Annotated in this window: 22 protein-coding genes; 15 read left to right on the top strand and 7 right to left on the bottom strand. The window is 66.9% G+C overall.

The annotated features are described in order from the left end of the window. Positions 1–12: 12 nt before the first annotated feature. Positions 13–369 carry a hypothetical protein gene (locus AC56DV_RS13380; protein ID WP_496314780.1) on the top strand — a complete coding sequence of 119 codons (357 nt, stop codon included), beginning with the start codon at positions 13–15 and terminating at the stop codon, positions 367–369. Further along, complete coding sequence (locus AC56DV_RS13375) at positions 351–2,399, top strand: primosomal protein N' (protein WP_496314779.1); 2,049 nt, start codon at positions 351–353, stop codon at positions 2,397–2,399. Before AC56DV_RS13380 ends, AC56DV_RS13375 begins: the two co-directional genes overlap by 19 nt. A 68-nt stretch (positions 2,400–2,467) precedes the next feature. On the opposite strand, the gene AC56DV_RS13370 is transcribed toward AC56DV_RS13375, so the two are convergent. Then, on the bottom strand, positions 2,468–3,367 hold the full coding sequence (locus AC56DV_RS13370; protein WP_496314778.1) for an ArgP/LysG family DNA-binding transcriptional regulator: 900 nt from the start codon (positions 3,365–3,367) through the stop codon (positions 2,468–2,470). A 125-nt stretch (positions 3,368–3,492) separates the two neighbouring features. Here AC56DV_RS13370 and AC56DV_RS13365 point away from each other — a divergent pair, with 125 nt between their 5' ends. Next, positions 3,493–4,935, top strand: a complete 1,443-nt coding sequence (locus tag AC56DV_RS13365) for a dihydrolipoyl dehydrogenase (protein WP_496314777.1) — start codon at positions 3,493–3,495, stop codon at positions 4,933–4,935. A gap of 77 nt (positions 4,936–5,012) precedes the next feature. Further along, positions 5,013–6,146, top strand: coding sequence for an HD-GYP domain-containing protein (locus tag AC56DV_RS13360; RefSeq protein WP_496314776.1), 1,134 nt, complete (start codon positions 5,013–5,015; stop codon positions 6,144–6,146). A 14-nt stretch (positions 6,147–6,160) separates the two neighbouring features. Here the strand turns inward: AC56DV_RS13360 and AC56DV_RS13355 are convergent, their stop codons facing one another. Next, positions 6,161–6,643, bottom strand: a complete 483-nt coding sequence (locus AC56DV_RS13355; protein ID WP_496314775.1) for an SRPBCC family protein — start codon at positions 6,641–6,643, stop codon at positions 6,161–6,163. A gap of 113 nt (positions 6,644–6,756) precedes the next feature. Here AC56DV_RS13355 and AC56DV_RS13350 point away from each other — a divergent pair, with 113 nt between their 5' ends. Together AC56DV_RS13350 and AC56DV_RS13345 are read left to right on the top strand one after the other, a co-directional pair. Beyond that, complete coding sequence (locus tag AC56DV_RS13350) at positions 6,757–8,826, top strand: UvrD-helicase domain-containing protein (RefSeq protein WP_496314774.1); 2,070 nt, start codon at positions 6,757–6,759, stop codon at positions 8,824–8,826. Between the two features lie 18 nt (positions 8,827–8,844). Then, the gene (locus AC56DV_RS13345; RefSeq protein WP_496314773.1) at positions 8,845–9,051 is read left to right on the top strand and encodes a SlyX family protein; all 207 of its coding nucleotides are present in this window, start codon (positions 8,845–8,847) and stop codon (positions 9,049–9,051) included. Here AC56DV_RS13345 and AC56DV_RS13340 read toward each other — a convergent pair. After that, positions 9,026–10,432: a GMC family oxidoreductase N-terminal domain-containing protein gene (locus tag AC56DV_RS13340; protein ID WP_496314772.1), complete on the bottom strand. Its 1,407-nt coding sequence runs from the start codon at positions 10,430–10,432 to the stop codon at positions 9,026–9,028. The genes AC56DV_RS13345 and AC56DV_RS13340 overlap by 26 nt on opposite strands. Before the next feature lie 124 nt (positions 10,433–10,556). Between AC56DV_RS13340 and AC56DV_RS13335 the strand changes: the two genes are divergently transcribed. The 5 genes from AC56DV_RS13335 to wrbA all read left to right on the top strand — a co-directional run bounded on the left by AC56DV_RS13335 (position 10,557) and on the right by wrbA (position 13,210). After that, positions 10,557–11,135: an NnrU family protein gene (locus AC56DV_RS13335; RefSeq protein WP_496314771.1), complete on the top strand. Its 579-nt coding sequence runs from the start codon at positions 10,557–10,559 to the stop codon at positions 11,133–11,135. Between the two features lie 86 nt (positions 11,136–11,221). Further along, on the top strand, positions 11,222–11,458 hold the full coding sequence (locus tag AC56DV_RS13330) for a type II toxin-antitoxin system Phd/YefM family antitoxin (protein ID WP_496314770.1): 237 nt from the start codon (positions 11,222–11,224) through the stop codon (positions 11,456–11,458). After that, positions 11,458–11,877 (top strand): type II toxin-antitoxin system VapC family toxin, encoded by a 420-nt coding sequence (locus AC56DV_RS13325; protein WP_496314769.1) that lies wholly within the window; start codon positions 11,458–11,460, stop codon positions 11,875–11,877. The genes AC56DV_RS13330 and AC56DV_RS13325 overlap by 1 nt, the downstream gene beginning before the upstream one ends. A gap of 50 nt (positions 11,878–11,927) precedes the next feature. Then, positions 11,928–12,503 (top strand): TMEM175 family protein, encoded by a 576-nt coding sequence (locus AC56DV_RS13320; RefSeq protein ID WP_496314768.1) that lies wholly within the window; start codon positions 11,928–11,930, stop codon positions 12,501–12,503. Positions 12,504–12,610: 107 nt separating this feature from the next. Beyond that, entirely contained in the window at positions 12,611–13,210 is a 600-nt protein-coding gene (gene wrbA / locus AC56DV_RS13315; RefSeq protein ID WP_496314767.1) for an NAD(P)H:quinone oxidoreductase, read from the top strand. A 14-nt stretch (positions 13,211–13,224) separates the two neighbouring features. Here the strand turns inward: wrbA and AC56DV_RS13310 are convergent, their stop codons facing one another. Both AC56DV_RS13310 and AC56DV_RS13305 read right to left on the bottom strand, forming a co-directional pair. Beyond that, positions 13,225–13,650: a DoxX family protein gene (locus AC56DV_RS13310; RefSeq protein WP_496314766.1), complete on the bottom strand. Its 426-nt coding sequence runs from the start codon at positions 13,648–13,650 to the stop codon at positions 13,225–13,227. A gap of 17 nt (positions 13,651–13,667) precedes the next feature. Continuing rightward, complete coding sequence (locus AC56DV_RS13305) at positions 13,668–14,522, bottom strand: pirin family protein (protein ID WP_496314765.1); 855 nt, start codon at positions 14,520–14,522, stop codon at positions 13,668–13,670. 104 nt (positions 14,523–14,626) lie between these two features. Here AC56DV_RS13305 and AC56DV_RS13300 point away from each other — a divergent pair, with 104 nt between their 5' ends. Beyond that, positions 14,627–15,529 carry a LysR family transcriptional regulator gene (locus AC56DV_RS13300; protein WP_496314764.1) on the top strand — a complete coding sequence of 301 codons (903 nt, stop codon included), beginning with the start codon at positions 14,627–14,629 and terminating at the stop codon, positions 15,527–15,529. Here the strand turns inward: AC56DV_RS13300 and AC56DV_RS13295 are convergent. Next, entirely contained in the window at positions 15,526–16,485 is a 960-nt protein-coding gene (locus tag AC56DV_RS13295) for a LysR substrate-binding domain-containing protein (RefSeq protein WP_496314763.1), read from the bottom strand. The genes AC56DV_RS13300 and AC56DV_RS13295 overlap by 4 nt on opposite strands. 172 nt (positions 16,486–16,657) lie before the next feature. Here AC56DV_RS13295 and AC56DV_RS13290 point away from each other — a divergent pair, with 172 nt between their 5' ends. The 3 genes from AC56DV_RS13290 to AC56DV_RS13280 all read left to right on the top strand — a co-directional run bounded on the left by AC56DV_RS13290 (position 16,658) and on the right by AC56DV_RS13280 (position 19,879). Then, complete coding sequence (locus AC56DV_RS13290) at positions 16,658–18,826, top strand: M3 family metallopeptidase (RefSeq protein ID WP_496314762.1); 2,169 nt, start codon at positions 16,658–16,660, stop codon at positions 18,824–18,826. Between the two features lie 80 nt (positions 18,827–18,906). Continuing rightward, positions 18,907–19,527 carry a hypothetical protein gene (locus AC56DV_RS13285; protein ID WP_496314761.1) on the top strand — a complete coding sequence of 207 codons (621 nt, stop codon included), beginning with the start codon at positions 18,907–18,909 and terminating at the stop codon, positions 19,525–19,527. Positions 19,528–19,585: 58 nt separating this feature from the next. Then, positions 19,586–19,879 carry a DUF4404 family protein gene (locus AC56DV_RS13280; RefSeq protein WP_057154090.1) on the top strand — a complete coding sequence of 98 codons (294 nt, stop codon included), beginning with the start codon at positions 19,586–19,588 and terminating at the stop codon, positions 19,877–19,879. A gap of 54 nt (positions 19,880–19,933) precedes the next feature. Here AC56DV_RS13280 and AC56DV_RS13275 read toward each other — a convergent pair whose 3' ends face one another. After that, a complete protein-coding gene (locus tag AC56DV_RS13275) occupies positions 19,934–20,446 on the bottom strand; it encodes a DUF1269 domain-containing protein (RefSeq protein ID WP_496314760.1) in 513 nt (170 codons plus the stop codon). Positions 20,447–20,506 lie beyond the last annotated feature (60 nt).

Genomic DNA, 20,506 nt, shown 5'->3' with positions numbered 1-20,506 from the left:
CCTGCGCGCGGCTTGCATGCTGTACTGCACAAGGGGGCGGCCGGCCTGACCGGTCCGCAAAAAGTACTTGATTTCAGCAAAAAAGTCGGCCCTAAATACTTCACTTATGCACAGCAAGAGGAAAAGTGGTATGGTTTTCCGGCCCTCTGGGAAGGGGTTTGCAAGCCGTTGATTTTAAAGGTTAAAAAAGATCGAACTTCACGGCGGTTAGGTGAATTTCCCACTGCCGGTTATCGGTTTCCTGAAATTAAGTATCCGTTGTTCACAAAGTTATCCACAAACCGGTGGATAGATTATCTGGTCCGAAAACTGCAGCATATTCGGGCCGTTTTTGACCAAGTTAGGACCAGATGGCGCAGTGCATACTGAAAATCGCGCTCGACACCCCGTTGAACGCTGTCTTCGACTACCGCTGGCAGTACCAGGATGGCGAGGGCGGCGGGGACGGCGCGCATGCCGCGCGTCCCCAGGTCGGCCAGCTGGCGCTGGTGCCGTTCGCGCGCCGTGAAGTGATGGGCCTGATCGTCGGCCTGGCCGAGCACAGCGACGTGCCGGCGGAAAAACTCAAGGACGCGCTGGCCGTGCGCCACCAGCTGGCGCCGCTGTCCGCGCAATGGCTGGCGCTGGCCGGCTTCGCGGCCGACTACTACCAGCGTCCGCTGGGCGAGGTGGCGCTGCCCGGCCTGCCGAAGAACCTGCGGGTGCTGACCACGGTGGCGCTGGACCGCGCCATCAAGAAGCTGGGCAAGCTGGAAGACAGCCACGACCACACGCCGCTGAACATGCCCCGGCTCAACCCGGAGCAGCAGGCGGCGGCCGACTTCATCGGCGGCGCGCAGGGCTACCAGCCGGCGCTGCTGTACGGCGTCACCGGCAGCGGCAAGACCGAGGTCTACCTGCAAGCCTGCGCCCAGGTGCTGGAGCGCGAGCCGCAGGGCCAGATCCTCATCATGGTGCCGGAGATCAACCTCACGCCCCAGCTGGAAGGCAATATCCGCGCGCGCTTCCCCGGCGTGATGCTGGCCACCTTGCACAGCAGCCTGTCCGAAGGCGAGCGCATGCTGCACTGGCTGGCCGCGCACCAGGGCCAGGCCCGCATCGTGCTCGGCACGCGGCTGGCCATCCTGTCCTCGCTGCCGAAGCTGAAGCTGATCGTCATCGACGAGGAGCACGACCCGTCCTACAAGCAGCAGGAAGGCCTGCGCTACTCCGCGCGCGACCTGGCCGTGTGGCGCGCCTGGCAATTGAAGATCCCGATCGTGCTCGGTTCGGCCACGCCGTCGCTGGAAAGCTGGCACCACGCGCAGGGCGGGCGCTACCAGCTGCTGGAGCTGCGCGAGCGCGCCGTGAAGGCCGCCGTGCTGCCGGCGGTCAAGCTGGTCGACATGGAGCGCGACAAGCCGCGCGACGGCCTTACCGGCGCCCTGGTGGCCGCCCTGAAGCTGCGCATGGAACGCGGCGAGCAGTCGCTGCTGTTTTTGAACCGGCGCGGCTATGCGCCCGTGATCTGCTGCGAATCGTGCGGCTGGATCAGCGACTGCACCCGCTGCACCTCCTTCATGGTGCTGCACAAGCCCGAGCACCGGCTGCGCTGCCACCACTGCAGCCTGGAGATGCGCATCCCGCACCATTGCCCGACCTGCGGCAACGTCGACCTGCAGCCGGTGGGGCGCGGCACGCAGCGGGTGGAAGAGGGCTTGCAGGCGCTGTTCCCCGAAGCGCGCATCCTGCGCATCGACGCCGACAGCACGCGCAAGAAGGGCAGCGCGCAGGAAGCGTTCGACACCGTGCACCGGGGCGAGGTGGACATCCTGATCGGCACGCAGATGGTGGCCAAGGGGCACGACTTCAAAAAGCTCACGCTGGTCGGCATCATGAACCCGGACACGGCGCTGTTCTCGCAGGACTACCGCGCCAGCGAGCGCCTGTTCGCCCAGCTGATGCAGGTGGCCGGCCGGGCCGGGCGCGCCGCGCAGACCGAAGGCGGCAGCGCGGCCGAAGTGCTGATCCAGACCCGCTACACGCAGCATCCGCTGTACTCGGCCGTGGTGAACCACGACTACGACCATTTCGCCTCCGCGCTGCTGGACGAGCGCAAGCAGGCCGGCCTGCCGCCCTACCTGTTCCAGGCCCTGCTGCGCGCCGAAGCGCCCGAGCTGGCCACGGCGATCGAATTCCTGGAAATCGCGCGCGACTGCGTGCTACACCCCGGCATCACCATCAACGACCCGATACCGATGACGATGACGCGCATCCACAACGTCGACCGCGCCCAGCTGCTGGTCGAATGCGCCTCGCGCCCCAACCTGCAAGTGTTCCTGAAGGAATGGATGGACACCCTGCGCAGCCTGAAAACCCGCGTCAAATGGTCGCTAGAAGTCGACCCCCTCGACATCTAGCCCAAGCAGCCTGAGCCGCATTCGGGGTCAGACCCCGAATGCGGCTCAGGCTGCTTGTAGGGATAGGACTATAGTTGTAGGAGGTAGCGGCGGGCGCTGGTGATGATTTGCTCGGCCAGCGCGCGCGTGAACGGGGTGTCGAGGTTCCACGCGTGCCAGTCGAGCGGCACGTCCAGCACGCGGCCGGGCGCGACATCGACCAGGCGCTCGCTGTCGATGGCGCCCGCCACGTGCAGCTGCGGCAGCAGGCCGTAGGCCAGGCCGCCGTCGATGCATTCGTACAGCGCCGGCGACACCGGCAGCGTGTGGTGCGGGAAGCCGCCCTGCTGGCCCACGGCGCCGGCCAGGAAGCGCGCCATGGCGGCCCGCTCGCTGACCACCGCCGGCGCCAGCTGCACCGCTTCGGCCGAGAAGCCGTCGCCGAACCAGTGGCCGGCGAACACCGGCGTGGCCACGCACACATAGCGCATCACCCCCAGCGGCGTGCTGGCGGGGCCGTTCAGCGGCGCCGCGCCGCCATCGTCCCTGCGCGCGGCAATGGCGCCGAACACGCTGCCTTCCTGCACCATGTGCAGCGCCTGTTCGCGCCCGGCCTGGTGCACGTCGAGCTGGCAGCGCGGCGGCGTCAGCAGCGGCGGCAGGGCCAGCGGAAACCAGGTGGCCAGGCTGGCGGCGTCCACCGCGAGCGAAATTTCCGGCATGCTGACCCGGTTGCCCAGGTCGATGTCCAGCGACGCTTCCATCAGCCGCACGTTGCGATGATGGGAAATCAGGCGCTGGCCCAGGCCGGTGGGCACGCAGGGCACGCCGCGCACGATCAGCAGGCGGCCGCTGCTGTCCTCCAGCGCCTTGATGCGCTGGGACACGGCGGACTGGCTGATGCCCAGCGCGCTTGCGGCCTTCTCGAAGCTGCCATGGCTGGCCACGGCGTCCAGCACCGCCAGCGCCTTGTAATCCAGAGTTGCCATAAGTTGTATTAGCGGCGCTTATAGAAATTTAAAATGATAAGCAATACTAATGTGTTTTCTCCTGTTCATGCTTGAAATTTCGCAAGAGAGTAGTATTTCCCGATAAAAATGATTGGAGTGTGCACATGAAGACCATCCGTACCGATGTGGCCGTGATCGGCGCCGGCAGCGCCGGACTGAGCGCCTACCGCGCCGCGCGCGCCGGCGGCAAGCGGGCCGTGCTGATCGAAAGCGGTCCCTACGGCACCACCTGCGCCCGTGTCGGCTGCATGCCCAGCAAGCTGCTGATCGCGGCGGCCGAGGCGGCCCACGCGCTAGCCGCCGCGCCCGCTTTCGGCGTGCATCCGGGCCAAGTCCGCATCGACGGCCAGGCCGTGATGGCGCGCGTGCGCAGCGAACGCGACCGTTTTGTCGGCTTCGTGCTGGAAGGCATGGAGCACATCCCCGAGGAAGACAAGCTGCGCGGCCACGCCCGTTTCACCGGCCCGCGCGAGCTGCAGCTGGACGAGCACACCGTGGTGCAGGCCGAGCGCATCGTCATCGCCACCGGTTCCAGCCCCATGGTGCCGCAGGAATGGCAAAAGGCCGGCGAGCGCGTCATCAGCAGCGACGCGGTGTTCGACTGGACCGACCTGCCGGCATCGGTGGCGGTGGTGGGCACCGGCGTCATCGGCCTTGAGCTGGGCCAGGCGCTGCACCGGCTGGGCGTGCGCGTGGCCATCTTCGCGCGCGGCGGCAGCGTGGCGCAGCTGGGCGACCCGCAAGTGCTGGCCGAGGCCGCCCGCGTGCTGGGCGCCGAGCTGGACATCCGTTTCCAGACCCAGGTGGCGGCGGTCGAACGCGACGGCGACGAACTGCTGCTCACCAGCCGCGACGCCACCGGCCAGGAGCGCCAGGAGCGCTACCAGTATGTGCTGTCGGCCATCGGCCGCAAGCCCAACGTCCACGCGCTGAACCTGGAGTTGGCGCAGATCGCGCTGGACCGGCGCGGCATCCCGTTGTACGACCGCCACACCATGCAGTGCGGCAGCAGCGCCATCTTCATCGCCGGCGACGCGGACGACGAACTGCCGCTGCTGGGCGAGGCGGCCGACCAGGGCAAGATCGCCGGCGCCAACGCGGCGCGCTTCCCGGCCGTGCAGCCCGGCCTGCGCCGCACGCCGCTGACGGTGGCCTTCTGCGAGCCGCAGATCGCCACGCTGGGCGCCGGCTACCAGGCCTTGTGCGCCAGCCACAGCGGTCGTTTCGCGGTCGGCATGGTGTCGTTCAGCAACCAGGGCCGCAGCCGCGTGATGCTGCAAAACCACGGTATGCTGCGGGTCTACGGCGAATTCGGCAGCGGCCGCTTCCTGGGCGCCGAGATGATAGGCCCGCGCGCCGAGCACCTCGGCCATTTGCTGTCCTGGGCCTGCCAGGCCGGGCTGACGGTGGACGCCATGCTGGACATGCCCTTCTACCACCCGGTGGTGGAGGAGGGCGTGCGCACCGCGCTGCGCGACCTGGCCCAGCAGCTGGCCAAGGAGCCGCCGGCGCCGCAGCCTTGCCCGGACTGCACGCCAGGAACCTGACCTGCTTTGATCCGACTTGATGTACGGCAACAATGTAAAATGAGCGCCACGTAGTTAATAGCAGGCGGAGACCAGCAGTGAAGATTCGGAAGATCAGCCCTGGCGAACTGCAGGTCGGCCAGCTGCTGCCCTGGGACGTGTACGGGGACGGCGGCGGCCTGATGGCGCGCAAAGGCCATCCGGTCGCCAACCGCAGCCAGCTCGACAGCCTGACCGAGCGCGGCGTGGTCGAAGACTGGAGCGAGGCGCTGCCGCAGTCGCGCGCGCCGCTGTCGGCGCTGCGCCTGCTCAACGGCGCGCAGCTGGAATTGCAGAACGTGCTGCAGCAGATCGCCACCGGCGTGCCCTTCGGCAATGCGCAGCGCATGCTGGAAGACATCGCCGCGCTGGTCGCCTCGGCTGTGCAGCTGAACGCGGACGTGGCGGTGGCCGGCATCCTGCACAGCCATTCCAGCGTGCCGTATTCGGTGCGCCACTGCGTGGACACGGCGGTGGTGGCGCAACTGATGGCCCACGCCCTGAAGAAGCCGGACGATGATATCCAGACCGTCACCCTGGCCGCGCTGACCATGAACGTCGGCATGCTGGGCGCGCAGGACCGGCTGCAGCAGTCCAGCGCGCCGCTCTGCGAGGCCGATCACCGCCTGGTCCAGTTCCATCCGCAGGCCGGCGTGGTGCGGCTGCGCCAGGCCGGCATCGAGCATGCGGGCTGGCTGGCCTGCGTGCTGGCGCACCACGAGAATGAAGACGGCACCGGCTATCCGGGCGGCAAGCCCGGTCCCTATGTGCCGGAGTCGGCCAAGCTGGTCGCCTTGGCGGACCGCTACTGCGCCCGCCTGGCGCCGCGCCGCTACCGCAAGAGCATGACGCCCAACGCCGCCCTGCGCGACCTGCTGCTCGATGCGCGCAGCACGCTGGACAGCCTGCTGCCTGCGGTGCTGATACGCGAACTGGGGATTTATCCGATCGGCACTTGCGTGCGGCTGCTGAACGGGGAAGTGGGCGTGGTGTCGCGCAAGGGCTTGAGCGCCACCACGCCGTGGGTGACGTCGCTGCTGGGGCCGGACGGCGTGCCGCTGGCGGCGCCGCTGCAGCGCGATACGCGCAGCGAACTCAGCTCCATCCGCGAGGTGCTGGACGTGCGCGAACTGGAGCCAGCCGGGCTGCACTTGCGCATGGAACAGGTGTGGGGCCGCGCCGCGGCGCAATAGGCGGGCCGGCCCCCTCAGTTCAGCAGCGAATCGAGCCGGCCCTGCTCGGCCAGGTCGCGCAGCACGCGGATGGTGTCGATGTCCGATTCCTGGTAGGCCGACTTGCGGAATTCGTCGTACATGGCGTTGGCCTGGTCGGTGGCCGCGTCGTGGCCGTCGTCGTACTCGAAGCGCACCCACAGCGTGCCCGGCTGCGGCGTTTCGATGGTCATGGTCAGGCTGGACGCGCTGATATCTTGCTGGGGTGCAACCTCGTAGCGCACGCGGCGCATCGGGTCCAGCAGCACCTTGTCGGTGATCACCAGTTCGCCGTAGCGCAGCTTGCGGCTGAAGCTGTTTTCCCGGCGGTCGTCGATCTGGCAGTCATCCAGGTGCGGCACGAACAGCTTGGGCGATTCGGCGCGCAGCACCAGGCCGCGCCACAGCTGTTCGTGGCTCAATTCGTCGATCAGCGGGTTCAGCGGATCGTTGATTTCAATCAGGTGTTCAAATTTCATGATGCTGCCTAAAAAGGGAAGGTCTGATGACACTATATTCTGCCGCAGCGTGAATTATCAATGCTTGCGCTGCTACAATGACCGGCTTGTTTCGCCCCTCCCGCCTGGAAATCATGTCTAACGCACCACAGTTCGGTCTCAACGCTCCGCAAAGCGAAGCCGTGCTCTACCTGGACGGCCCCTGCCTGGTGCTGGCCGGCGCGGGCTCGGGCAAGACCCGCGTCATCACGCAGAAAATCACCCACCTGGTCGAGGACCGGGGCTACGACCCGCGCACCATTGCCGCGCTGACCTTCACCAACAAGGCCGCGCTGGAAATGCAGGAGCGGGTCGCCAAGCTGCTCAAGCAGCCGCGCCAGGCCAAGCTGCTCACCGTATCCACCTTCCACTCGCTGGGCGTGAAAATCCTGCGCCAGGAAGCCAACCACCTGGGCCTGAAGGACCGCTTCTCCATCATGGACAGCGACGACTGCTACTCGCTGGTGCAGGACCTGGCCATCACCACCGACAAGCAGATCATCCGCGGCATCCAGAACGATATTTCGCTGTGGAAAAACGGCCTGGTGGAGCCGGCCGAGGCGTTGCGCAACGCCAAGGACGAGGACGAGGCGCAGTCGGCCCGCATCTACGGCAGCTACGTGTCCACCCTGGCGGCCTACCAGGCGGTCGATTTCGACGATTTGATCCGCCTGCCGGTGGAACTGTTCCGCGAGAACGGCGCCGTGCGCGACAAGTGGCAGCGCCGCCTGCGCTACCTGCTGGTGGACGAATACCAGGACACCAACACCTGCCAGTACGAGCTGGTCAAGCTGATGGTCACCGGCATCGGCAAGAAGCCCATGTTCACCGCCGTGGGCGACGACGACCAGGCCATCTACGCCTGGCGCGGCGCCACGGTGGAAAACCTGGCCAACCTGAAGGTGGACTTCCCGGACCTGAAGCTGATCAAGCTGGAACAGAACTACCGCTCCACCACGCGCATCCTGCAGGCCGCCAACGCGGTGATCGGCAACAACCCGAAGCTGTTCGAGAAATCGCTGTGGTCCGAGCACGGCCTGGGCGAGCCGATCAAGGTGCACGCCATGCCGAACGACGAGCAGGAGGCCGAGCAGGTGGCCATCATGATCTCGGCCGACCACTTCGAACGCAAGAACCAGTGGACCGATTACGCCATCCTGTACCGGGGCAACCACCAGGCCCGCATCATCGAGCAGGCGCTGCGCAACCAGCGCATCCCGTACACGATCTCCGGCGGCCAGAGTTTCTTCGACAAGGCCGAGATCAAGGACATCATCGCCTACCTGCGCCTGCTGGCCAACCAGGACGACGACCCGGCCTTCATCCGCGCCGTCACCACGCCGCGCCGGGGTATCGGCCAGTCCACGCTGGAAGTGCTGGGCGCGTTCTCTGGCCAGTGGCAGTGCTCGCTGTTCGAGGCGGTGTTCAAGGGCGGCATCGAAGCCAAGCTGCCGGACCGCCAGCTGCTGCCGCTGCGCGAGTTCTGCAACTTCATCAACAACCTCGAAGCGCGCGCCAGCCGCCCCGGCGCGGCCGGCTCCGGCGACAACGCCGCGCAGGTGCTGGACGACCTGATGGAAGCCATCCACTACGAGTCTTACCTGTACGACAGCTTCGAAGAGCGCGCCGCGCAGGGCAAGTTCCAGAACGTGATGGAATTCGTCAACTGGCTGAAGGACCGCGGCCGTGGCGGCAAAGACCGCGAAGGCGAAGAAAAGAACGTGCTGGAGCTGACCCAGATGGTGGCCCTGATGACCATGCTGGAAGGCAAGGACGAAGAGCCGGACGCGATCCGCATGTCCACCCTGCACGCCTCGAAGGGGCTGGAGTATCCGCACGTGTTCCTGGTCGGCTGCGAAGAAGGCATCCTGCCGCACAAGGGCGACCCGGACGCGCCGGTGGAAACGCTGGCGCAGCGCATCGAGGAAGAGCGGCGCCTGATGTACGTCGGCATCACGCGCGCCAAGCGCACCTTGCAGATCACCTGGTGCAAGAAGCGCAAGCGCGCCGGCGAGCAGGTGCATTGCGACCAGTCGCGCTTTATCAAGGAGATGGAACTCGACGTGGGCGACGCGGTGCCGAAGGAATCCGAAATCATCAGCCCGCGCGAACGCCTGGCGCGCATGAAAGAATTGCTGGCCACGCCGAAAACGCCGGTGGCCTAACGTTAATCAAGGAAGCAAGTGAGCACTACCGAAGACCGTTTCGTCGATATCGAAATCAAGATCGCCCACCAGGAAGACCTGGTGGAGTCGCTGAACCAGCGCATCTACGAGCAGCAAAAGCAGATCGACAAGCTGGAGCAGATGCTGCACGCCCTGGCGCAGCACCTGCGCGACAATCCGCAAGGCGGGCAGGGGCCGCTCAACGAGCGTCCGCCCCACTACTGACACCGCCGGCGCCGCCGGCATCCACCGCCAGGCCGGACGCGGCGATCAGCATCGGCATGCCTTGCTGGCGCTGGCCGGCCGCCGCGCCGCCGGCGAGATGCTGCCCCAGGCGCTGGCCCAGGCATAGCAGCGTGAGCGTGGGCGGCAAGCCCCACGGCCCCGGCAGCACCGACGCGTCGCACACGTACAGGCCCGGCGTGGCCGTGCGCAGATCGCTGTCCACGCCCTGGCCGATGCGCACGCTGCCGCCGGGATGGGCGGCGAAGTGCCAGCTCCTGAACACGTGTTTCGCGCCGGCCGCCGCTAGGATGCCGCGCGCGATGTGCTCGCCCCGATTCAGTTTTTCCTTGTCCGCCGGCTGCAGCCGCTTGTCCACCCAGTGCGGGCCGATGCCGCCGCCGATCTGGTCGCGTATCTTCACCATGATGCTCAGCGTGCGCGCATGCGCCGCCACGCGGCCGAAGCGGCCCACCTGCAGGGCGAAGGCCTGGTACATGGGCTTGGGCAAGGTCAGGTCGGCCAGCGCGATGCCGTCTTCGTGCAGATGCATGCCGGCCGCCATCGGCACTTCGGCGCCGGCGCTGGGCGCATCCAGGTCGTCCACGCTTCCCATCACCGCCACCACCGGGTCGCTGAAGAAAGGCGCGCTGCGCGGCGCCAGGCCCGAGCTGTGCAGCAGGCGCGGGCTGCCGATGCCGCCGCTGGCCAGCACCACCGTGCCGGCCAGCAGCGTGCGCAGCTCGCCGCCCACCACCGCTTCCACGCCGGCCGCGCGGCCGTCGCGCAGCAGCACCCGCGTCACACGCGCATCGTCCACCAGCGTCGCGCCATGGGTGCAGGCCTGGTCGAGAAAATCGCGCGCCGTCCACTTGGCGCCGTAGGGGCAGCCGTACACGCAACGCCAGCAGCCGCTGCGGCAAGTCTGCGGGCGTATCATCTTGTCGAGTTTGTGCCAGTCCAGGCCCAGCGAGCGCGCCGCCTGCATGATGCGCGCCGCCATCGGGCCCACCAGCGTGTCCGGCAGCGGCGCCAGCGGCAGCTCGGCGCGCAAGGCGGCCAGCTGCGGTTCCAGGTCGATGCCGTGCGCGGCGAACATGGCTTGCGGCGGCGGCGCGGCGGTGGCGAAATTGATGGCCGAACTGCCGCCCGCCACCAGCCCGCGCACCAGCAGCGAGGCGTCGCTGTGGATGAAGGCCCCCTTGCCGGGAATGGCCGCGATGGCCGCCATCTGGCCCAGCGTGCCCGCCAGCGGCGCAGCGCTGCCCTGTTCCAGTATCAGCACGCGCATGCCCCGCAGCGCCATGGCGCGCGCCACGCTGGCGCCGCCGGGGCCGCTGCCTGCCACGATGGCGTCGTACCGGATAAGGGAAGAATTGGCCATGCGGCGATGGTAGCACGCGGCTTGCGCCGTTTTAGCGCCGCTTTGGCCCCGTTTCGTCGCATGCCGGTTGCCGCCCTGGCCATTTTGCTCTATCGTCAAGCCATCTTGAACATGGGGCGACGCGATGACTATCCTGGTGCTGGGCTTGCTGATTTTCCTTGGTATCCACTCGGTGCGCATCGTGGCCGACCCGTGGCGCAGCGCCATGCGCGCGCGGCTGGGCGAGAACGCGTGGAAAGGCCTCTACTCGTCGCTGGCGCTGGCCGGCTTCGCGCTGCTGGTGTGGGGCTATGGCCTGGCGCGCCAGGCGCCGGTGGTGCTGTGGACGCCGCCGGCGGGCATGCGCCACCTGGCCGCGCTGCTCACCGTATTCGCCTTCATCTTCCTGGCCGCTGCCTACGTGCCGCGCAACGCCATCAAAGCGCGGCTGCGCCACCCCATGCTGCTGGGCGTGAAAACCTGGGCGCTGGCCCACCTGCTGGCCAACGGCACCCTGGCGGACCTGCTGCTGTTCGGCGCCTTCCTGGCGTGGGCCATCGTCTGCTTCGCCTCCTCGCGCCGCCGCGACCGCGCCGCCGGCACCGTCTACCCGCCCGGCACCGCAGCCGGCACCGCCATCACGGTGGCGGCCGGCCTCGCCGCCTGGTTTGCCTTCGCTTTCTGGCTGCACGGTCCGCTGATCGGCGTGCGCCCGTTCGGCTAAGGCTTGCCTCTCTCCGAAGACCGGCTGGGACATGCACGCGTTGTTTGCTAATATGAGATGACTATCTGGATAGTCATGAGGTTGCCATGCATACATTCACAGTGGCCGAGGCCAAAGCCCAGTTGAGCCGCCTGATTGCGATGGTCGAAGCGGGCGAGGACGTGACCATTACGAAGCGCGGCCAGGCCGTGGCACGGCTGGTGCGCAGTACGCCGCCTCGTCAACAAATGCCCAGCCTGGCCGAACTGCGGGCGAGGTTGCCGCAGCAATCCGAGCCGGCCGGGGAATTCATGCGCAAGCTGCGGGACAGCGACCGCTACTGATGCGCTACGTCGACACCAGCGTGCTGATCGCGTATCTGATGCCTGAGCCAGCCAGCGCGGCAGCGGAGCAATTCATGCTGAGCGCCGGCGCGCCACTGGCTATCAGCAGCTGGACCGAGGCCGAACTGTTATCGGCGCTTGGCATCAAACTGAGGACAGGCAAGCTGGACATGGCTGCAGCCGGCGATGTCATCGACACCTACAGCCGCCTGGTGGCGCCCAACTTTACGCGGCTGGCCATCGACGAAGCGGACCATCGCCAAGCCATCGTATTGCTGGAAGGCTGGCGCGCGTCGCTGCGGGCCGGGGATGGATTGCATCTGGCGATTGCGGCGGCGCATGGAGCGACTGTCTGCACATTGGACCGGGGAATGGCGGCTGCGGGCAAAACGCTGGGCATTCCGGTGACTTTGCTGTGACAATGCAGCGCGTAGCGACTTAATCAACTTGGAATCAGTCAGGATAGCAAATGGGCAAGGGCAGGCTGGAAGCATTTAGCGATGGCGTGATCGCCATCATCATCACCATCATGGTGCTGGAACTGAAGGTGCCGCATGGGGCGACGTGGGACACGCTGCTGCCGCTGGCGCCGGTGATGCTGAGCCATGTGCTGAGCTTTGTCTATGTCGGCATCTATTGGAACAACCACCACCACATGATGCACGCCGTCAGCAAGGTCAACGGCAGCGTGCTGTGGGCCAATCTGCACCTGCTGTTCTGGCTGTCGCTGATCCCCTTCGTCACCGGCTGGATGGGCGAGAACCATTTCAGCACCATCCCGGTGGCCATCTACGGCGTGGTGCTGACCATGAGCGCGCTGGCCTACATGCTGCTGGAGAAAGTGCTGATCAGGCTGCACGGCGCCAATTCCGCGCTGGCGCTGGCGGTGGGCAAGGAGCGCAAGCTGTGGCTGTCGATCGCAATGTATGTGCTCGGCATCGCGGTGGCGGCGCTGCATCCCTGGCTCAGCGTGAGCCTGTACGCGGCGGTGGCGATCGTGTGGTTCATCCCCGACCGCCGCATCGAAGCCCGGCTCTCTCCCTAAAGTCCTAGTCCTTCTGCAACGCGCCCCGGCGGCTTCAAATGGCTTTATGCTAACGGCGCACGCTGTGCTGGCGCGTGCCTGATTAGTCATCCCACATGGAGAAAGCTATGTCGAAGGTACTTGTTCTGTATTACTCGTCGTACGGCCATATCGAGTCGATGGCCGAAGCTATGGCGGACGGTGCGCGCGCCGAAGGCGCCACGGTGGACATCAAACGCGTGCCGGAAACCGTGCCGGACGAAGTGGCCACCAAGTCGCATTTCAAGCTGCAGCAAAGCGCGCCGGTGGCCACCGTGGCCGAGCTGGCCAACTACGACGCCATCATCGTCGGCGCGCCGACCCGTTTCGGCCGCATGCCGTCTCAGATGGCGGCTTTCCTGGACCAGGCCGGCGGCCTGTGGATGAGCGGCGCGCTGAACGGCAAGGTGGGCGGCGCGTTTACGTCCACCGCCACGCAGCATGGCGGGCAGGAAGTGACGCTGTTCTCCATCATTACCAACCTGATGCACTTCGGCATGACGATCGTCGGGCTGCCATATAGCTACCAGGCGCAGATGACGCTGGATGAGATCGTGGGCGGCAGCCCGTATGGCGCCACCACCATAGCCGGCGGCCAGGGACAGCGGCAGCCGAGCCAGCTGGAGCTGGACGGCGCGCGCTTTCAGGGCGGGTTGATCGCGAAGACGGCCAACAAGCTGTTCGGCTGACCGTCCCGCTTGCTTCAGGCTGCTACGCGGCCTGGGGCGGCAGTCCTGGACGCTTTGGCGTCCAGGCTGTAGGCGCCGGCGCCGAAGGCCACCACTTGCAGCAGGCCGCCGGCCATGGCCAGGTTTTTCATCAAATGGATCATCTGGTTCTGGTCGCCGACGGCGCTGTGGAAGACCAGGCCGGTCACTACCGAGAACGCGGCCAGCACCAGCGCCACCAGGCGGGTCTTGTAGCCCAGGGCCAGCAGCAGGCCGCCGCCCAGTTCCACCACGATGGCGGCCACCAGTCCGGCGCTGGCCAGCGGCAGCCCCATGGCCTGGATGTAACCGATGGTGGCGGCCGGCGCCATCAGCTTGCCGACGCCGCTCATGACGAAAATGGCAGCCAGCAGGATGCGGCCGACGACAGGTACAGCGGAAGTATTGTGGTTGATGTTCATGGCGATTCCTTTCAAAGTTAAATTAAACCTGCGGTGCGCAACTGGCTGCCGATGCGGCTGATCTCGTTCTCGCCCTGCACCAGGGCGGCCGCGCTGGTGTGCACCGAATACATGCCCGTCACCAGCGGATAGGGATGCTTCGTGGCCGAGCCAAGCACGAATTCCGTGTCGCCGCGCGCCGTGAACAGCAGCGCGCCGCCGCCTTCATCGAACACCGCCACTTCGCTCTCCAGCAGCGCGTCGTCCACCGCCAGTGCGCCCTTGCCTACCGCTGCCCAGGCCACGTCGTGCCCGGCCGGCGGCGTATAAGTCCACTGTTCGCCGTCGCGCAGTTTCACGTGCAGATAGGTGACCGGTGCGCGCGGCTGGATCAGGCTGGCCACGCCTTCGTAGTTGCCGAGGATGACGCGCGCCGGGCCGCTGGCCTGCACTTGCTCCGGCGCCAGGTACTGGCTGTGCGCCGGGCCGTTCTCGTCTTCCGCAGGCAGCGCCAGCCACATCTGGAAGCCCGCCACGCCGGCGTCGCCGTGCGGGCTGCCGCCGTGCCAGACGCCGCCGCCGGCGTTCATGAATTCCACGCCGCCTGCGCTCAGCACGCCTTGCTGGCCGGTGGTCTCGCGGTATTCGATCGCGCCTTCCATCACCACGGTCACGGTGGCGATGCCCGAGTGCGGGTGCATGCCCATGCCGCCCATGCCGTGGCTGGCGCCCATGCGGAACAGGTCCAGGAACACAAAGGGTTTGATCAGCTCGCCCAGGTCGCCGGGGCTGACGAGGCGGGTAATGCCGCGATGCCCACGGCCCTGGGTGCGGGCCACGATGTCGCGCTGGACGGCCGGGGCCGGTTGCGCTGGCTGGATTGCCTGGTTCATCTGCTGCTCCTTGAATATGCGGTTGGTATGGATGCATCTTAGGCCCGGCCTATCCATCGTGGAAGCCTATATAATTGGATGGATACTATCTAGGGAGTGGATGGATGCTTGATGCAATGTCGCTGGACCAGCTGCGCACCTTTATCGCCGCAGCGGACGAAGGCAGCTTTTCGGCGGCCGGCCGCAAGCTGCGCCGCGCGCAGTCGGTGGTCAGCACCACCCTGGCCAACCTGGAACTGCAGGTGGGCTTTGCTCTGTTCGACCGCAGCGGCCGCTACCCGAAGCTGACCGAGGAGGGCAGGGCGCTGCTGGACCAGGCCCGTTCGGCCGTGCTCGGCATGGACGCCTTCAAGGCCAAGGCGCGCACCCTGGCGGAAGGGCTGGAGCCGGAACTGGCGGTGGCGGTGGACGTGATGTATCCGATCGCCACGCTGACGGCGGCGGTGCAGGCGTTCCACCGGCAATTCCCCGGCACGCCGCTGCGGCTGTTCGTGGAAGCGCTTGGGGCAGTGGTGCAGCCGCTGCTGACGGGGCAGTGCCGCATCGCCGTGATCGGTTCGCTGCCCGAAGTGCCGGCCGGCTGCGCCTCGCAATTCCTGCTCAGCGTGCCCGCCGTGACGGTGGCGGCGCCGGCGCATCCGCTGGCGGCCATCGAGGGCATGGTGCTGCGCTCGGACGCCGCCCGCCACGTGCAGCTGGTGCTGACCGACCGCTCGCCGCTGACCGAAGGCCGCAACTTTGGCGTGCTGGCGGCGCAGGCGTGGCGGCTGGCGGACATGGGCGCCAAGCACGCTTTCCTGAAAGCCGGCCTGGGCTGGGGCCATATGCCGCTGCACATGGTGCAGGACGATCTGGACGCCGGCCGGCTGGTGCGCATTGCGCTGGAAGGCATGACCGGCCTGGGCGCCGGCTTTTCCATGCACGCCATCCACCTGCGCGACCACCCGCCGGGCCCGGCCGGGCGCTGGTTCGTCGAGCACCTGAAGCACGGCGCCAGGGGCGATTAGCGCAAGTTCGGGGCGCCCTGGCGCGGCGCCGGCCCGGGCGGCAGCGCGTAGGGGCTGTTGCTGAACAGCTCCATCATCCATGCCACGAAGGCGCGGGTGCGCGCGCTCAGGTGGCGGTTGGCGGGATAGACGATGTGGATGGGGATCGGCGGCGCACTCCACTCTTCCAGTAGCGGCTGCAGCATGCCGGCCGCCGTCTGCGGCCCGGTGATGAAGGCCGGGGCGTGCAGCACGCCGAGGCCGGCCATCGCGGCGGCCAGCAAGGCGTTGCTGTCGTTCAGGCCAAGGAAGTAATGGCCGCTCACGGTGACCGGGCTGGCCGGGTCGGAAGGATGCGCCAGCACCACCGGCGACTGGCGGGTCGAGCCGGCGTAGAAATGGCGTATCAGCGTGTGGCCGGCGGCCAGATCGGACGGGTGCCGCGGCACGCCGTGGCGCGCCAGGTAAGCGGGCGCGGCGCAGGTGGCCAGCGGCAGGCTGCCGATATGGCGCGCGATCAGCGACGGGTCGCTGACGGCGCCGGCGCGCACCACGCAATCGATGCCTTCGCTGACCAGGTCGGCCGGGCGGTCGCTTACGCCGAAGTCGAGCTGCATGTCCGGATAGCGGTCGCGGAATCCGGCCAGCGACGGTATCACCAGCAGCGCCGCGAGCGCCGTGCTCATGTCCACCCGCAGCCGGCCGCGCGGCGCGTTGCGCGCCTGCGCCACCTCGGCTTCGGCCTCCTGCCACTCGTCCAGCAGGCGCGACATGCGCTGGAAATAGGCCGCGCCGTCGTTGGTGGGCGACACCCTGCGCGTGGTCCGGTGCAGCAGCTTGACTTGCAGGTGCGCTTCCAGTGCCTGCACCAGCTTGGTGACCGTGTTGCGCGGGCACTGCAGCGTATCGGCCGCCCGGGCGAAGCTGCCCGCCTCCACGACCCGCACAAAGGCCCGCACTGCGGTGAAATAGTCCACTGTTGCCCCTTTCGTTCAGTTTGCAGGATTGTAGCGTGCGGTGCAGCATGTGCATTGCACCATCAATAGCAAGTGACGTTGTATAGACTGCCTGCTATCATCATTGGCTTCCGTCCTGCCGCCGGTTTGCAGCTTGTTGCAGGGTAGTCCTTGGCCCACTTAGAAAGATGCTATGTCCCGTCCTCAGATGCTCGTACTCGCAGCCAGCCTCGGCCTGGCGCTGACCCCGTTCGCTTACGCCGCGCAAAGCGCCGCCGCCCCTGCGGCCGCGGCCGCAGGGACTGCCGCAGCAGCCCAGGCCGGCAATCCTTTCTTCAAGCTCAGCCCGCTGCCCTTCCACTATCCACAGTTCGACCTGATCAAGGACGAGCACTTCCTGCCCGCGTTTGCCGAAGGCATGGCGCAGAACCTGAAGGAAATCGAGGCCATCGCCAGTAACGCCAAGCCCGCTACCTTCGACAACACCGTCGTCGCCATGGAGCGTTCCGGCCAGCTGCTGACCCGCGTGTACACCACCTTCAGCAACCTGCAGGGCGCCAACACCAATCCCCAGCTGGATGCGATCGACACCGAGATGTCGCCCAAGCTGGCCGCGCACAACGACGCGATCTACCTGAACGCCAAGCTGTACGCGCGCGTGAAAGCGCTGTACGACAAGCGCGCCAAGCTGGGCCTGGACGCCGAATCGAAGCACCTGCTGGAGCGCTACCACACCGACTTCGTGCGCGCCGGCGCCAGGCTGTCCGCCGCCGACAAGGAAAAACTGAAAGTGCTGAACGGCGAGCTGGCCACGCTGCAAACCGCCTTCCAGCAGAACGTGCTGAAGGAAATCAACGCCAGCGCGCTGGTGGTCGACACCCGCGCCGAACTGGCCGGCATGTCCGAAGCGGCCATCGACGCGGCCGCCGCCGCCGCCAAGGCGCGCGGCCAGGACGGCAAGTTCGCCGTCGCGCTGACCAACACCACCGGCCAGGCGCCGCTGGCCGTGCTGACCAATCCCGCCACCCGCAAGCGCATGATGGAGCTGTCGCTGGCGCGCGGCAGCCACGGCGGGGAGTTCGACAACCGCGCCAACGTGCTGAAGATCGCCAAGCTGCGCGCCGACAAGGCCGTGCTGCTGGGCTACCCGAACTACGCGGCCTACTCGCTGGAAGACCAGACCGCCAAGTCCACCAGCGCCGTCAACACGCTGCTGGCCGAGCTGGCCAAGCCGGCCGTCACCAACGCGCGCAAGGAGGCGGCCGACCTGCAAGCGGTGGCCGACGCGGAAAAAGCCGGCCTGCAGATCGGCGCGGCCGACTGGTCCTACTACACCGACAAGGTGCGCGCCCAGCGCTTCAGCTTCGACGGCAACCAGCTCAAGCCGTACTTCGAGCTGACCAATGTGCTGGAGAAGGGCGTGTTCTTCGCCGCCAGCAAGCTGTACGGCCTGTCGTTCAAGGAACGCAAGGACCTGCCGGTCTACCATCCGGACGTCAAGGTGTACGACGTGTTCGACGCCGACGGCAAGCAGCTGGCCATCTTCCTGGCCGACATGTACGCCCGCCCATCGAAGCAGGGCGGCGCATGGATGAACGAATACGTGTCGCAATCGGCGCTGATGGGCACCAGGTCGGTGGTGGCCAACCACCTGAACATTCCCAAGCCGCCGGCCGGCGAACCCACGCTGCTGACGGTGGACGAGGTGAAGACCACCTTCCACGAATTCGGCCACGCGCTGCACGGCATGTTCTCCAACGTGAAGTACCCGCGCTTCTCCGGCACCAGCGTGCCGCGCGACTTCGTCGAGTACCCGTCGCAAGTGAACGAAATGTGGATGGTGCAGCCGGAAGTGCTGGCCAACTACGCGCGCCACTACAAGACCGGCGAGCCGATGCCGAAAGAGCTGCTGGAAAAAGTGGCCGCGTCGAAGAAATTCAACCAGGGCTTCGCCACCACCGAATACCTGGCCTCGTCGCTGGTGGACCAGCGCTGGCACCAGCTGACCGCCGCGCAGATCCCGAGCGACGTGCTGGCCTTCGAAGCGGCCGCGCTGAAGGACGCCGGCATCGACTACGCGCCGGTGCCGCCGCGCTACCGCACCACCTATTTCTCGCACACCTTCTCGGGCGGCTACGCGGCCGGCTACTACGCCTACCTGTGGAGCGAAAAGCTGGACGCCGACACCGTGGAATGGTTCAAGGAAAACGGCGGCCTGCAGCGCAAGAACGGCGACTGGTTCCGCAAGACGCTGCTGTCGCGCGGCGGCACGGCGGACGCGTTGGACCTGTTCCGCAACTTCCGCGGCCGCGACGCGAAGATCGAGCCGCTGCTGGACCGCCGCGGCCTGAGCGGCAAGTAAGCCGGCATTACCCGGCCCTGCCCGGCGCTGAGCCGGGCTGGGCAGAGGTATCATGTTGCTATGCGCACTTTCGGAGAGACATGATGGAGCAACTGCTGGAGAAACTGGCGCAGGCGATGAACCAGCTGGACCACCTGGACCAGGAGGCCTTCGTCGGCCTGGTCGGCGAGGCGCTGGAAGCGTATCCGGACCTGGGCTGGGTGCTGGCGCCGGACCCGGCCGACAGCGCGCTGCTGCGCCTGAGCCTGGCCGTGCGCAACGCGCCCGAGTTCCGCGAGCGCGCCGCCGCGTCGGGGCTGTTGCCGCTGGCCGGCGACGGCTGGGAAATCGGCCTGGGCGTGCCGCCGCGCGACGGGCCGATCTACCTGGAAGCGCAGGCCGGCGACGAGGTGCTGGCCATCGACGGCGAGCTGATGGGCTGGCAGATGCGGGCCGCCGACGGCATGGTGGACCTGGTGCTCGGCATCGCGCCGGGGCCGCTGCGCCAGCTGGGCCAGGCCGAACTGGAAGAGCTGGCCGACATCTTCACGCTGAGCGAGCTGGGCGAGCTGAACATGATGGACCACGTCAATTCCGTCAGCGTCGAGCAGATCGACGGCCTGTCGCGCGACTGGCCGTCGCTGGCCACGCTGCGCGCCGGCTTTGCCGACGCTTTTCCCTCCTGCGAGTACGCCGAATGGCTGCGTAGCGCCAGATCATAGCTGGCCGCGGCAATTGGGTGTATAAATCCGGTATAGCGATCACTAAGGGGACGGGACTATGGACAGCAATCTGAAGGCATCGTTGAAGACCCTGCACACGGAACTGGCCAGCGCGCCCGGCCCGGTGGATGAGGAGCTGCTGGACTTGCTGGCGCAGCTGGACGGCGATATCAAGCAATTGCTGGAGCGCCGGGTGGCGCAGCAGGAGGCGGGCATGGGCGGCGAGGACACCACCACCTACGGCCTGGCCGAGCGCACGCAGGAAATCTCGGCGAAATTCGCTGTCAAGCATCCCACGCTGGAGCCGGCGCTGCGCGAACTGGGCCGCATCCTGGGCAATATGGGCATATAGGGAGTGGACCCGGGGCCGCCGGCCTTGCTAGGACCGGCTCCCGGGCAGCCGGCGTTACGGAAACGCCAGCATAGGCGGTTCAATACCGCCAAAGCTGATTTCGGGATGACGCTTGGCGATCATCTCCTCGATCTCCTGCACGCGCCGGGGCGGCACGTCCACGATCATCAATACCTGCCCGCGCTCGATGGCCGGCGCGAACTTTTCCAGTTTCTTGTTCGGCACGGCCGCCGCGTTCATGCCGGAGGCCCACGCGCCGAACAAGGCGCCGCCCAGCGCCACCAGCAGGATGGCCGCGGTGCGCAGGGTCACGCCGTCGAACGAGACCATGGTCAGGAAAATGCCCGCTGCCAGGCCCACGATGCCGCCGATGATCATGCCCAGCTGCGCGCCGTGGACCAGGTCGGTGCGCTGCAGGAAGCTGCAGTCCGGCATGTCGTCGGGCAGCGTGCCTTCCTTGGCCATGAATTTCATGTGACGCTCTTCGATCCGGGCCAGCAGCATTTCATCCAGCATGGCGCGGGCGCTGGGAACATCGGGAAGCATGAAGTAGAGGCGGCGGCGCATGGTGTTCTCCTGGAGGGTTGTTCTTCTCTTTATAGCAAAAATGACAGCAAAGGCAATGTC

The sequence above is a fragment of the Massilia sp. BGA-UO-ETr-WB1 genome (genome assembly GCF_059567845.1).
This window is presented reverse-complemented; position numbering and strand designations above follow the sequence as displayed.